Genomic DNA, 12,117 nt, shown 5'->3' with positions numbered 1-12,117 from the left:
GCCCGGATTCCTACTTTCGTCGCGACTATCCCGGCACCCCCTGTCCCGTCCACGGGGAAATAGCGACGTTCCCATCACAAGTCATTCTGAATGTTGGGAGACTGTCGCCGTGGAACTCGTCAGTGACATCTCCCTGATCCGTGGAGAAGAAGAGCTGTTCGACCGGACGGCTCATCTGTTCGTCGCGGCGACCGACATCGCGTGCGCGGCCGACGACCTGTACACCTGGGCGCTTTCCCGGCCCTCGCTCACCAGGCAGGGCGAGCGGCTGGTGCACGACAAGCGGATCCGCAAGCTGTACCGCCCCGGCGTCCTGCTGAACGAGCAGACCGCGCAGCACCTGCACCGCCTCTCCGGCCTCGGCGCGCAGATCCGGATCGGCACCGAGGAGATCAACGAGACGATCCTGCTCGACGAGCGGGTCGCGATCATGGCGGGCGACGAGGGCAAGGCGGTGCGCTCCTACAGCGTCATCTCGCGCCCGGAGCTGGTGCAGGGCATCCTGTCGCTGTTCGAAACCGCCTGGCGGGCGGCCGCCACGCTGGAGACGTTCGACGCGCGGTTCGCCGACATCCGGATGGAGGCACCGCAGATCCTCGAGTTCCTGACCACCGGCTGCAAGGACGACAAAGCGGCGAAGAGCCTCGGCATGGGCGTGCGCACCTATCAGCGGCGTGTGTCGGAACTGCTGGTCGCGCTCGGCGTGACGTCGCGGCTCCAGGTGGACGCGCGGGCGCGGGAACTGGGCCTGCTGTGAAGCGCTGGGTGGGGCTCGCCGTGCTGCTCGCGCTCGCGGGCTGCACCACCACGGTCTCCGGCGCCGCGCGACCCGAGCCGGAGAGCCCACCGGCGAACTTCGCCCTCGTCAACCCGGCGCAGACGGGTTCGGTGCTGGGAGCGGTGAAGACGGCCATCGAAGCGGCGTTCTCCTACGACAGCACGGCCGTGCCCGCCTACGAGAAGGCGATCGCGGACAACATCACGCCGGGCGCGCGCGGCGAGATCGCGAAGCTGTTCGCCGAGGTTCTGCGCTCGGCGGAGCCGATCAAGCTGGTGACCAAGGTGATCGTCTCGGCCGCGGTCGAGCAGACGCCGGACAAGGCGCGGGTGCTGACCGTGCTGGACCAGACCAGCACCAGGGCGGGCACCACCAGCAAGGGCATCGCGTCGGTGCTGCTCGGGACGGTGCGTGAAGGCGACCGCTGGCGGATCGACAAGATCGAGGTGACCCCGTCGCGGGTCCAGCTGCCGCCCGAGAAGCCGGGCGCGGGCGACCGCGCGATCGCGGTGGCACGGGACTCCGCCCGTGACGGCGGTCTGCGGATCGCGGAGGTCCTGCTGAACGTGAATCCCGCCGACCCTGAAGGCACCTACGCTCGCTACGAGTCCGTCTCGACCGGACCGCTGCTGACCCAGTTCCAGCAGGGCAAAGCGGCTCAGATGGACCGGATCCGGAGCGGGGGCACGAAGTCGTCGATGGATCCGAAGTCGATAGCGGCGGTGATGGAGCTCGTGGGCGACAAGGCGAGCGTGCTGCTCTTCGCGACGACGAATGTCACGGATGCCCAGGGCACGACCCAGCCGAAGTACCTGCCGATCGTCCTGCGCCTGCAGCGTCTCCCCGAAGGCTGGAAGGCCGCCAACGTCGAGATGGTCGCGGCCCTCCCCTGACGCAATTCGTCCTCTAAAAGCGGTGGTCCGTAGTACGAACTACCGTATTTAGAGGACGAAACGCGGGCGGTGTGGCGCGAGGTTCAGCGGCCCTGGTTCGCGACGGCGGCCGCGGCTTCCTTGGCGGCCTCCGGATCCAGGTAGGTCCCGCCGGCGGTGACCGGCTTGAGGTCGTCGGTCAGGTCGTAGCGCAGCGGGATACCGGTCGGGATGTTGAGCCCGGCGATGGCGTCGTCGGAGATGCCGTCGAGGTGCTTCACCAGCGCCCGCAGCGAGTTTCCGTGCGCGGCGACCAGAACGGTCTTGCCCGCGCGCAGATCCGGCACGATCGCGGACTCCCAGTACGGCAGCAGCCGCGCGACGACGTCCTTGAGGCATTCGGTGAGCGGCGCGGAGTCGCCGAGGTCGGCGTAGCGCGCGTCGCCGACCTGGCTGAACTCGTCGGCCGGGTCGATCGGGGGCGGCGGGGTGTCGTACGAACGGCGCCAGAGCATGAACTGCTCCTCGCCGAACTCGTCCAGGGTCTGCTTCTTGTTCTTGCCCTGAAGCGCGCCGTAGTGCCGCTCGTTGAGGCGCCAGTCGCGCTTCACCGGGATCCAGTGCCTGTCGGCGGCGTCGAGCGCCAGGTTGGCGGTGGAGATCGCCCGGCGCATCAGCGAGGTGTGCACGACGTCCGGCAGCAGACCGGATTCGGCGAGCAGCTGCCCGCCCTTCCGGGCCTCCTGCTCGCCCTGCTCCGAGAGCGGCACGTCCACCCAGCCGGTGAACAGATTTTCGGCGTTCCACGTGCTCTGCCCGTGACGCAGCAGCACCAGAGTCCCAAGCTCAGCCATGCACCCAGCCTGCCAGAGCGAGCGGAAGCGCCGGTCAGAGGGCTGGAATTGCCTGTTCCTCTACAGAGAGTGCGTTACCCGCGAGTAACACCTCACTCGTCCAGAAGACGGGCTGCCAACAAGCGTGAATCCGCGAATTTCGGTCTGCACTCCGTTATCCCAGTTCGCGAAGTTCACTCTAACGGAGTAACGGGTAGTCTTGTGATTACAGGTGGAGATCTGACAGGTTGACTACGTCCCGCGCGGCCGGATTCCACGCACTCCCCGGCCCGACGCGGGTGACGACCGCGACTCGTCTCCCCCCTGCCGAGTCGCGGCGCCCGCCGGCCCCGTTGGCATCCCCCTCGTCACCGGGTCCACCTCGGCGGGAACTTCAGCGGGGCGGCTCGAGATCGCGACTCCCCCCTCCCTCGAGCCGTCCCGCCTAGTTCTTTCATTCCAGCGGCGGCGCGGACGGCAGATCCGACGCCGTCGCCATCGCGGGTGTCGCCGAGCGGCGCCGTTTGCGCAGCCACCACACCAGCGCGGCCGCGGGGACCCCGAAGACCAGCAGGAACGGCGCCATCGCGCCGAGCACGGTCAGCAGGCCGCCGCCGAAGGTCAGGAACGCGTCCCAGCCGTCGGCCAGTCCGCCGAAGAACCCGCTGCTCGATTCCTCCTTCGCCGCGACCGTATCCGCCTTCACCTGTAGACTGATTGTCGACATGGCGACACTTCCGGCGAGGCTTTCCCGACGCTTCTGAAGCGACTCGAGTTCGGCTTCGCGGCTCGTCAGCTCACTCTCGACCGACGCGATCTCCGAAACCGAAGTCGCCTTCGCGAGCAGCGCGCGGATGCGCTCGACACTCGCCCGCTGGGTGGCCAGCCGGGAATCGACGTCGACCATCTGCTCGGTCACGTCCGTCGCGGTGACCTCACGCCTGACCTGCTTCCCCAGCTTCCCCAACTGGTCCAGCACGCCGTCGAGGCGCTCGGAGGGGACGACGACGTTGACCGACGCCCGCTTCTCCTGGGTGCTTTCCTGCCCGGTGTACCCGGCGGCGCCCTGCGTGATGACGCGTACCTGCGAGATCACGTCGCCCACGTTCGGCGCGGTGAGCTCCAGGCTCGCCGTGCGCACCAGCTTGCGGTCGGCGATTCCCGGCTGCCCGGCGGGCACCGGCGCTTTCTCCTTGCCCGCCGTTCCGGCGCTGTCGCCACTCTCCTTGTTCGGCGCCCCCTGGTTCGGGGCCGCCTCCCTGCCGTCGGCCGACATCGGCTGCGCGGCGGATTTCTCGCCGGAGTCGTTCGCCGAGCAGCCGGCGAGCGCCAGCACGATCCCGGCGGCGGCGACCCATCTCCATCGCTTGTGCATCAAACCTTCTCCCTCCAGTGCTGCGGAGAGAGACGGAGCGGAGCCCGGCGCCGTTGCACCATCCGGGTCACGAGTCGGTCAAGGCCCCTGGTTCGTGCCCGTTCGAAGGCTCGACGAGATGCTTGAACGCCTGCAGGTTCGCCAGCGACTCGCCACGCGAGACCCGCCAGTCCCATTCGCGTTTGATCGACTCGGCGAACCCGAGTTCCAGCAGCGTGTTGAAGTCGCCGTCGGCGGCCTCCAGCACCTGCCCGAGGATCTTGTCCAGTTCGGACTCGGTCACCGTGTCCAGGCCGAACCGGCCGACCAGGTAGATGTCGCCCATCGCGTCCACCGTGTAGTGCACGCCGTACAGTTTCGCGTTGCGCCGCAACAGAAAACGGTAAACGTCCTCATGGGACTCATCGGGGCGGCGGCAGACGAAGGCTTCGACGGCGAAGGCGTGATCCCCGGCGACCAGCCAGCAGTTCGTCTGCAGTTTCTTGGTACCGGGCAAGGTGACGAAGTACTTTCCCTCGCCACGTTTGTCGTACTTCAGGCCCGCGTTGTCCAAAGAGGACTGCAAGGTCTCGTCGAGCGTCAAACCGCCACCTCCGCGCGCTGTTCGAGGGCACGCCGGAACGCGCCGGTCGCTTGAGCGTACGTGTCGAGCAGCCGATCCGTCGTACGGCGCCAGGAAAAGCGCTGCGCGTGGACGACGGCGTTGGCCGAGAGTTCGGCACGCCAGCCGGGCCGCAGAGCGACGTTCGCGAGCGCGCCTGCCCAGTCCTTCGGATCATGCGAAGGCACCAGCAGCCCGGAAACGCCGTGCGGGACCGCGACCGGCAGCCCGCCGACCTCGGCCGCGATCACCGGCGTCCCACAGGCCTGCGCCTCGAGGGCGACGAGACCGAACGACTCGTTGTAGCTCGGCACCGCGACGATGTCGGCCGCGCGGTAGACGTCGACCAGTGCCGCGCCCGGCTGCGGCGGCATGAACCGGGTCTGCCGCTCGATGCCGAGGGAGACGGCCAGTTCACGCAGGGCCTGCGGCTGCTCCAGCCCGTTCCCGGACGGACCGCCGACGATCAGCACGACCAGCCGCGACGCCAGTTCCGGCCGCTCGCGCAGCATTTCGGCCGCGGCCAGCAGGAGGACGTCCGGTGCCTTCAGCGGCTGGATCCGGCCCGCGAAGGCCAGCACGATCGCGTCCTGCGGCAACCCCAGTGCCCGGCGCGCGGCAGACTGGGAACCCGGCGTGAAACGGTCGAGGTCGACCCCCGGCGGAATGGCGTGCACTGCGTGCGGGTCGGCGTCGTACAGCTCGATCAGCTCGCGGGCCTCGACGCGGGTGTTCGCGACCAGGCAGTCCGCCTCGGCGACGACCTGCTCCTCGCCGATCACGCGGGTGCGCGGTTCGGGGGTATCGCCTTCGGCCAGCGCGGCGTTCTTGACCTTGGCCAGGGTGTGCGCGGTGTGCACCAGCGGCACGCCCCAGCGGTCGCGGGCGAGCCAGCCCGCCTGGCCGGAGAGCCAGTAATGCGAATGGATGAGGTCGTAGTAGCCGGGCTCGTGGAACGCTTCGGCCCGCAACACCCCGGCGGTGAAGGCGCACAGCTGCGCCGTCAGCTCGTCGCGGCCCAGCGGCTCGAACGGGCCGGCCGGGATGTGCCGCACCAGTACGCCGGGCGCCAGTTCGGCCACCGGTGGCTGGTCCGAGGACGTGGCCCGCGTGAACACCTCGACCTCGACGCCGCGGCGGGCCATCTCGGTGGCCGTCTGGCTCACGTAGACGTTCATCCCGCCGGCGTCACCGGTACCCGGCTGTTCCAGCGGAGAGGTGTGCAACGACAGCACCGCGACGCGCCTTGGCGCGGCATCGAACCCGTGCAGAGGGAACGTCACCTGGTCAACACTCCTGAAGTCCTACTGATCGGCGAACCCGCGCAGCAGGCCACCGAACTCCTCCGCCGCTTCGGCGAACGGCAGATGCCCCACCTCAGGTAACCAACGCATGACGGCACCCTGAATCTTCCCGGCCGCGTACTCCGCGGACGTCGGATCGATCACAGCGTCCGCGAGACCATGGACGATCAGTGTCGGTTTGTCCAGATCGCGAAGAACGTCCTCGCTGCCGACGTCGCGCCGGAACAGCGCGGAACGCACCGAGGGCGGCGTCGCGAGACTGGTGCCGAGCAGGGACTGGGTCAGCGTTCCCGACACCGGCGATGCGGTCATCCGCTGACTGAACTGCACCAACGCGGGAATCGCGACCGCCGGATCGTCCGACAGCACCGCCGGAATGGCTTCGCGCATGGCGGGGCCGACCTTCCCGCCCGGACGATTCTTGCCGATTTCTGTGATCGCGCCCACAAGCACGACCCCGCTGAGCCGTGCGGAACCGTGCACGCGGAGGTAGTCCGTGATCACCAAGCCGCCGTAGGACCAGCCGACGACGATCGCGTCTTCGCCGGCGAAGTCGAGTACGGAGGCGAGGTCTTCGGCCCAAACCCGCGGGTCGTCGTAGCCGGCCGAGGGGGCTTCGGAGTCCCCGTGCCCGCGCAGATCCATCGCGACCAGGCGAAACCGCTCGGACAACGCGGGATCGGCGAGCTGGGGCGCCCAGGCCTTGGCGGACTGGGCCCAGCCGTGCACGAACACGATCGGACGGGTGTTCTCGGCACCCTCGACCCACAGGCCGATCCGCGTCCCGCCGTAGCCGACCACTTCGGTTTTCATGCCAGCACTTTATGGGCTTCCGCCGGGGAGGTCGTGAGTGGCAATGGCGGTCAGAGCCAAAAGCGTTTTAGGTACCTACCGGGGCGAGTTCGGTAGCGGCCGTGCCATGAAGGAAGGCCCCCTTCCTTGCGCCTAGCGCGACGAAAGGGGGCCTTCATGTACTTCACTCACGAGCCCGACGGCTACTTGACGGCCGAGAGGGCCTTCCAGGACTTCCAGTCGTAGAACCAGTTCTTGACGTCCGACTTGGTCGGGCTGCCCAGCTTCGAGCCGGTGATCTCGACCGGGTCGCCGATCATCGCCGAGTCGAAGTACTTCTTCGCGTCCGCTTCGAGCAGGTTCACGCAGCCGTGCGAGGTGTTGGCCTTGCCGATGTTGGCCGCGTTGTCCTGGTTCTCGTGGATGTACTCGCCGTTGTTCGAGATCCGGCAGGACCACTTCTTGTTGACGTTGGTGTAGCCGTAGCGCGCGTTGTCGAACCGCGCCGTCGGCTCCTTCGTCATCACGATGAACGTGCCGTTGGGGGTGTTGCGCTGGACGTCGCCATCGAGCCCGTTCGAGCAGGGGTAGCTCGCCGACTCCGCCCCACCGCGGTAGACCTTCATGACGTGGTCCGGGGTGTTGATCTTGACCACCTGGTTGCGGCCGATCTTGAACTTGGTCGTGACGTCGGCCTTGCCGTACGCGCCGCCGCCGAGCGCGACGCCGTAGAGCTTGGCCTCGACGCTGACCGTGATGTTGGCTGGCCAGTACTCCTTGGGCCGCCAGTCGACCTGCGTATCCGACAGCCAGCCCCAGGAGCCCTCGACGTCCTTGTCGGTCTTCACCTTGAGCGCCTTCTCGGCGGCCGCCTTGTCCTTGACCGCGGACGCGAACTTCACGCTGATCGGCATCGCGACGCCGACCTCGGCGTTGTCGGTCGGGTTCAGCGTGGCGCGCACCTCCTTGGCAGGCTTGACCGTGGTGAACGTGCCCTTGAGCTCGGCGGTCTTGTTGTCGCTGCCGGTGGCCTTGGCGGCGTAGGTGTACGTCTTGCCGTAGCCGAGGACCTCGGAGGCCGTCCAGGTGAGGCCGTCGGGGGAAAGCTCGCCCTTGACGTCCTTTCCGGCATCGCCGGTGACCTTGACCTCGGTGAGCTTGCCGTCGGCGACCTTCACCACGACCGGGGTCACCACGGAAGCGTCCTTGGCGTCGACGGCGGGTTCGGCGGTGATCTTCGCGACGGGCGGCGCGGACGTCTCTCCTTCGCCACCACTGCCCTGCGGTTTGGCGTTGCCGCCTTCTTCGCTGGAGCAGGCAGCGGCCAGCATGGCCGCACCCGCGGCGAGCGCGGCCTTGAACACCGTGCGCCGTTCGATCACCGTGAACCTCCCATTGACCCCCACGCGAGCACCTACCCGCTCAGCGCTGGAGACCTCTCCGACGTTACCCGCGGCGACGGAACTCACCCTCGCCCCTCATGGTCTAGACGCGCGGGAAGGTCACCGGGTTGTTCCGAGTACCCGCATTTCGTCCTCTAAACGCGGTCTTTGCGCGTGCAAGTACCGCATTTAGAGGACGAAATGCGACAGGGACTAGAGCGAGCAGTTGATGAGCAGGGGCTCGGGGTGCAGCGAAACACCGAAGCGAGCTTCGACGCCGTCGCGTACTTCGCGGGCCAGGGCAAGGAGGTCGGCGGTCGACGCCTTCCCCCGGTTCGTGAGCGCGAGGGTGTGCTTCGTCGACAGCGAGACGCGTCCTCCCGGCCCTTCGTGTCCCTTCGCGAACCCCGCCCGTTCGATCAGCCACGCCGCGGACAGCTTCGTGCCGCCGGGCGCCGGGTATCGCGGCACGCGCACGTCCTCGCCGACGACGTCGACGATCCCCGCCAGCACCTTCGCGACCTGTGCCTCCCCGATGATCGGGTTGGTGAAGAACGAGCCCGCGCTCCAGGTGTCGTGGTCGTCCGCGTCGAGGACCATGCCCTTGCCGCGACGTAGTTCGAGGACCGCTTCGCGCGCTTCGGCAGTGGGGACGCGATCACCGATCTCGACGCCGAGTGTGCGAGCGAGTTCGGCGTAGCGGATCGGGGCCGAGAGGCCGTCTTCGGTGACGTTGAAGCGCACCGTGAGCACGACGCCCGCGTCGGTCCCCTTCAGGATCGAAGTGCGGTAGCCGAATCCGAGCTCTTCGGCGGTCAGCGTGCGGATCTCGCGCGCGGCGCGGTCGTAGAGGTCGACCGAGACCAGCGACTCGGCCACCTCGCAGCCGTACGCGCCGACGTTCTGGATCGGCGTCGCGCCGACCGAGCCGGGGATCCCGGAGAGACATTCGAGTCCGCCGACGCCTTCCGCGACGAGGCCCTCGACGAAACCGTCCCAGTTCTGCCCGGCCGCGACCTCGATGAGAGCTCCGTCACGTGTCCAGCCGGTGTTACCGACCTTCAGGAGCGCGCCCTCGAAGCCCTCGTCGGCGACGACCAGGTTCGAACCGCCGCCGAGCAGCAGGACCGGCTCACCCGCGTCGTCGGCCTCGCGGACCGCGTCGACCAGGGCTTGTGCCGTCGTCGCCTCGGCGTAGCGCCGCGCCGGGCCGCCGAGCCGCAGCGTGGTGTGGTCGGCGAGGGCGGCGTGCTGGGTGGGAGTTTCAGCAGTGCTCACGCCCGTGAACGGTACTGTCTGGCGCCATGGCCTCCCGTATCGAGCACCGCACAGCCTTCTCCGCCGACGTCCCGAGCGTGTGGGACGCGGTGTCGAGCGAGGCGGCGCTGCGGGCCAGGCTGGAGCAGATCGGCGGGGACGACGCGGAACTGCTGGAGTACGTCACGACCGGGGACGGCGTGCGCTACAAGCTGCGTCAGGGCATCAGCTCGGACAAGCTCCCGTCCGCCGTCCGGACCCTGCACCGCGGCGACCTCGTCGTCGAGCGCGAGCAGACCTGGCGCGCCGACGGCGACGGGTACACGGGCGTCGCGACGGCGTCCGTACACGGTGTGCCGGGCGAGATCACCGCGAAGACGTCGCTGACCGGCCAAGGCGGGCAGACGACGCTGGCCAACAGCGGCGAGGTCAAGGTGCGGATCCCGTTCGTCGGCGGGAAGCTGGAGGGCGTGATCGCCGAACAGGTCGTCAAACTGCTGGAGCGCGAGGCCGAATTCGTCGCGAAGTGGCTGGCCGAGCGCTGAAACCGGTCGGGGCACCGACACGCGGGACGACCAACCCCAACCGGCTCCGCCGCGTGGACCGGTGGCTCGCGAGCGACGCCGGCGTGACCCGGCTGCTGCGCCGCGCGGACGAACCGCTGGTGGTGGACCTCGGCTACGGCGCCTCCCCGGTGACCACGGTGGAGATGGCGCGCTGGCTGCGCTCCGTGCGCCGCGACGTCCGGGTGCTGGGTTTGGAACTGGACGCCGAACGAGTGGCCGTGGCGCAGGCGTGTGTCGACCGGCCGTGGCTGGACTTCCGGCGCGGCGGCTTCGAACTCGCCGGGACCCGGCCGGTGCTGGTGCGCGCGTTCAACGTGCTTCGGCAGTACGACGAAGCCGAGGTCGCCGGGGCCTGGTCGCTGATGCTGGACGCGATGGCGCCGGACGGACTGCTCGTCGAAGGCACCTGCGACGAGATCGGGCGGCTGAGTACCTGGGTCGCCGTCGGGCACGACGGTCCCCGCGCGCTGACCCTTTCGGTGCATCTCGCCAGCCTGGAACGTCCGTCCACAGTGGCCGAACGACTACCCAAGATCCTCATTCACCGCAATGTTCCCGGTGAACGCATCCACGAACTACTGTCCACTCTGGACATTTGCTGGGCGACGGCCGCGCCGCATCAGAACTTCGGTGTCCGTGCCCGCTGGGCGCATACCGTGCACCTGCTCACCGCGCGCGGCTGGCCGGTGCTGAGCCGCCCGTCGCGCTGGCGGCTGGGCGAACTCACCGTGCCGTGGGCTTCGGTCGCGCCCGACCAGGACCTTCGCGGGAATTCACCGGTATAACCCCGCTCCGTCATCCCGCCGCGACCTGCGGTGATCACCATGGAACCGTGGAACTGCTGGAGTACGTCACCGAACTGCTTCGGGGCTCGCTGGGATCACCCTGGCTGTGGGTGATCGTGTTCCTCGTGTCCGGGTTGGACGCGCTCCTGCCGTTCATGCCGAGTGAGACGACCGTCATCACGGTCGCCGTCCTGATCGGGCCGGAGCTGCCGCGACTGGTGCTGCTCGCCGTGGTCGCCGCGCTCGGGGCCTGGCTGGGCGACTGCCTCGGCTACACCGTCGGCGCCGCGGCGGGCCCCCGGGCACTCGCCCGACTGCAGCGCGGTCCGGACGGGATCCGGCGCTACGAATGGGCGAAGATCCAGGTGCGGCGCAACGCCGTCCTGCTGATCCTCGCCGCCCGCTACCTGCCAGGCGGCCGTGTCGCGAGTGGACTCGCCAACGGCAGCCTCGGCTACCCGCCGCGCAAATTCGTCCCGCTCGACGCCCTCGGCGCGAGCGTCTGGGCGGTGTACAGCGTCCTGATCGGCCTCGTCGGCGGAGCGGCCTTCGCGGACGAACCGGAGAAGGGCCTTCTGCTGTCCTTCGCACTCGGCCTGCTGCTGGTCGGGGCGATCGAGATCGGCCGCCGGGTCCGCGTCCGCATCTTGACCCGGCGCCGCGCCGCGGCCGGGACCAGCGACAATGGTGTGCGTGTCAAACCCTGAACGCCGCTACGTGATCTCCTTCGGCTGCCCCGACCGCACCGGCATCATCGCCCGGATCTCGGGTTTCCTCGCCGAGCACGGCGGCTGGATCGTCGAAGCCGCGTACCACACCGACCCGGACACCGGCTGGTTCTTCACCCGCCAGGTCGTCCGCGCCGATTCGCTCCCCTTCGACGCCGCGGAACTGCGCTCGCGCTTCGCCGACGTCGCGGAGTCGCTTTCAGCCGAGTCGAGCTGGCAGGTCACCGACACCGGCGAGCGCCGCCGCGCCGTGATCCTCGTCTCCAAGGCCGGGCACTGCCTCTACGACCTCCTCGGCCGCGTCGCGTCCGGCGAACTGGACGTCGACGTCGCCGCGGTCATCGGCAACCACGAGTCGCTCGGCGACATCACCCGCGCCCACGGCATCCCGTTCCACCACGTCCCGTTCCCCGCCGGCGACGCGGAAGCCAAGGCGCCGGCCTTCGCGGAGGTGCGGAAACTGGTCGACGAACACGACCCGCACGCCGTCGTCCTCGCCCGGTTCATGCAGGTCCTGCCCCCGGAACTGTGCGAAGCCTGGGCCGGGCGGGCGCTCAACATCCACCACAGCTTCCTGCCGTCGTTCGTCGGCGCGCGGCCGTACCACCAGGCGCACGCACGCGGGGTGAAGCTGATCGGCGCGACCTGCCACTACGTCACCGCCGACCTCGACGCGGGCCCGATCGTGGACCAGGACGTCATCCGCGTCGACCACGGCGACTCGGTCGAGGACCTGGTCCGCAAGGGCCGCGACATCGAAAAGGTGACGCTGGCGCGGGGACTGCGGTGGCATCTGGAAGGCCGCGTCCTGGTGCACGGGAACCGGACTGTCGTCTTCTAATGG

At 68.9% G+C, this 12,117-nt stretch carries 13 protein-coding genes; 6 read left to right on the top strand and 7 right to left on the bottom strand.

Going from position 1 to position 12,117, the window contains the following annotated elements:
• Positions 1 to 109: 109 nt before the first annotated feature.
• Both ACZ7KI_RS02490 and ACZ7KI_RS02485 read left to right on the top strand, forming a co-directional pair.
• A complete protein-coding gene (locus ACZ7KI_RS02490) occupies positions 110 to 757 on the top strand; it encodes a DNA-binding response regulator (protein ID WP_470225427.1) in 648 nt (215 codons plus the stop codon).
• On the top strand, positions 754 to 1,671 hold the full coding sequence (locus ACZ7KI_RS02485; RefSeq protein WP_470271484.1) for a hypothetical protein: 918 nt from the start codon (positions 754 to 756) through the stop codon (positions 1,669 to 1,671). The genes ACZ7KI_RS02490 and ACZ7KI_RS02485 overlap by 4 nt, the downstream gene beginning before the upstream one ends.
• A gap of 83 nt (positions 1,672 to 1,754) precedes the next feature.
• On the opposite strand, the gene ACZ7KI_RS02480 is transcribed toward ACZ7KI_RS02485, so the two are convergent.
• From ACZ7KI_RS02480 to ACZ7KI_RS02450, 7 genes are all read right to left on the bottom strand, one after another.
• A complete protein-coding gene (locus tag ACZ7KI_RS02480; RefSeq protein ID WP_470271483.1) occupies positions 1,755 to 2,504 on the bottom strand; it encodes a phosphoglyceromutase in 750 nt (249 codons plus the stop codon).
• A gap of 433 nt (positions 2,505 to 2,937) precedes the next feature.
• Complete coding sequence (locus ACZ7KI_RS02475; RefSeq protein ID WP_470271482.1) at positions 2,938 to 3,858, bottom strand: DUF4349 domain-containing protein; 921 nt, start codon at positions 3,856 to 3,858, stop codon at positions 2,938 to 2,940.
• Between the two features lie 67 nt (positions 3,859 to 3,925).
• Complete coding sequence (locus ACZ7KI_RS02470) at positions 3,926 to 4,441, bottom strand: type III secretion system chaperone family protein (RefSeq protein ID WP_470271481.1); 516 nt, start codon at positions 4,439 to 4,441, stop codon at positions 3,926 to 3,928.
• Positions 4,438 to 5,742: a D-inositol-3-phosphate glycosyltransferase gene (gene mshA / locus ACZ7KI_RS02465; RefSeq protein WP_470271480.1), complete on the bottom strand. Its 1,305-nt coding sequence runs from the start codon at positions 5,740 to 5,742 to the stop codon at positions 4,438 to 4,440. Before mshA ends, ACZ7KI_RS02470 begins: the two co-directional genes overlap by 4 nt.
• 21 nt (positions 5,743 to 5,763) lie before the next feature.
• On the bottom strand, positions 5,764 to 6,576 hold the full coding sequence (locus ACZ7KI_RS02460; RefSeq protein WP_470271479.1) for an alpha/beta fold hydrolase: 813 nt from the start codon (positions 6,574 to 6,576) through the stop codon (positions 5,764 to 5,766).
• 182 nt (positions 6,577 to 6,758) lie between these two features.
• A complete protein-coding gene (locus ACZ7KI_RS02455) occupies positions 6,759 to 7,937 on the bottom strand; it encodes a L,D-transpeptidase (protein ID WP_470271478.1) in 1,179 nt (392 codons plus the stop codon).
• 213 nt (positions 7,938 to 8,150) lie between these two features.
• Positions 8,151 to 9,215, bottom strand: coding sequence for a UDP-N-acetylmuramate dehydrogenase (locus tag ACZ7KI_RS02450; protein WP_470271477.1), 1,065 nt, complete (start codon positions 9,213 to 9,215; stop codon positions 8,151 to 8,153).
• Between the two features lie 26 nt (positions 9,216 to 9,241).
• On the opposite strand from ACZ7KI_RS02450, the gene ACZ7KI_RS02445 reads away from it, so the two are divergent.
• Genes ACZ7KI_RS02445 through purU form a run of 4 tightly spaced genes read left to right on the top strand, consistent with a single transcriptional unit; the run spans position 9,242 to position 12,114 of the window.
• Positions 9,242 to 9,739, top strand: a complete 498-nt coding sequence (locus ACZ7KI_RS02445; protein WP_470271476.1) for a DUF2505 domain-containing protein — start codon at positions 9,242 to 9,244, stop codon at positions 9,737 to 9,739.
• Complete coding sequence (locus ACZ7KI_RS02440) at positions 9,721 to 10,545, top strand: class I SAM-dependent methyltransferase (RefSeq protein WP_470271475.1); 825 nt, start codon at positions 9,721 to 9,723, stop codon at positions 10,543 to 10,545. Before ACZ7KI_RS02445 ends, ACZ7KI_RS02440 begins: the two co-directional genes overlap by 19 nt.
• Before the next feature lie 47 nt (positions 10,546 to 10,592).
• A complete protein-coding gene (locus ACZ7KI_RS02435) occupies positions 10,593 to 11,252 on the top strand; it encodes a DedA family protein (protein WP_470271474.1) in 660 nt (219 codons plus the stop codon).
• Positions 11,230 to 12,114 (top strand): formyltetrahydrofolate deformylase, encoded by an 885-nt coding sequence (gene purU, locus ACZ7KI_RS02430; RefSeq protein ID WP_470271473.1) that lies wholly within the window; start codon positions 11,230 to 11,232, stop codon positions 12,112 to 12,114. The genes ACZ7KI_RS02435 and purU overlap by 23 nt, the downstream gene beginning before the upstream one ends.
• The last annotated feature ends 3 nt before the right edge of the window (positions 12,115 to 12,117 follow it).

The organism is Amycolatopsis sp. NPDC039088, assembly GCF_055598845.1.
The sequence above is the reverse complement of the archived record's forward strand: the minus strand, read 5'-3'. Positions and strand labels throughout refer to the sequence as shown.

Bases quoted from the DNA above. Each gene is read 5' to 3' on its own strand.
- ACZ7KI_RS02480 (WP_470271483.1), bottom strand. From the start codon at position 2,504: ATGGCTGAGCTTGGGACTCTGGTGCTGCTGCGTCACGGGCAGAGCACG.
- ACZ7KI_RS02475 (WP_470271482.1), bottom strand. From the start codon at position 3,858: ATGCACAAGCGATGGAGATGGGTCGCCGCCGCCGGGATCGTGCTGGCG.
- ACZ7KI_RS02460 (WP_470271479.1), bottom strand. From the start codon at position 6,576: ATGAAAACCGAAGTGGTCGGCTACGGCGGGACGCGGATCGGCCTGTGG.
- ACZ7KI_RS02445 (WP_470271476.1), top strand. From the start codon at position 9,242: ATGGCCTCCCGTATCGAGCACCGCACAGCCTTCTCCGCCGACGTCCCG.
- purU (WP_470271473.1), top strand. From the start codon at position 11,230: ATGGTGTGCGTGTCAAACCCTGAACGCCGCTACGTGATCTCCTTCGGC.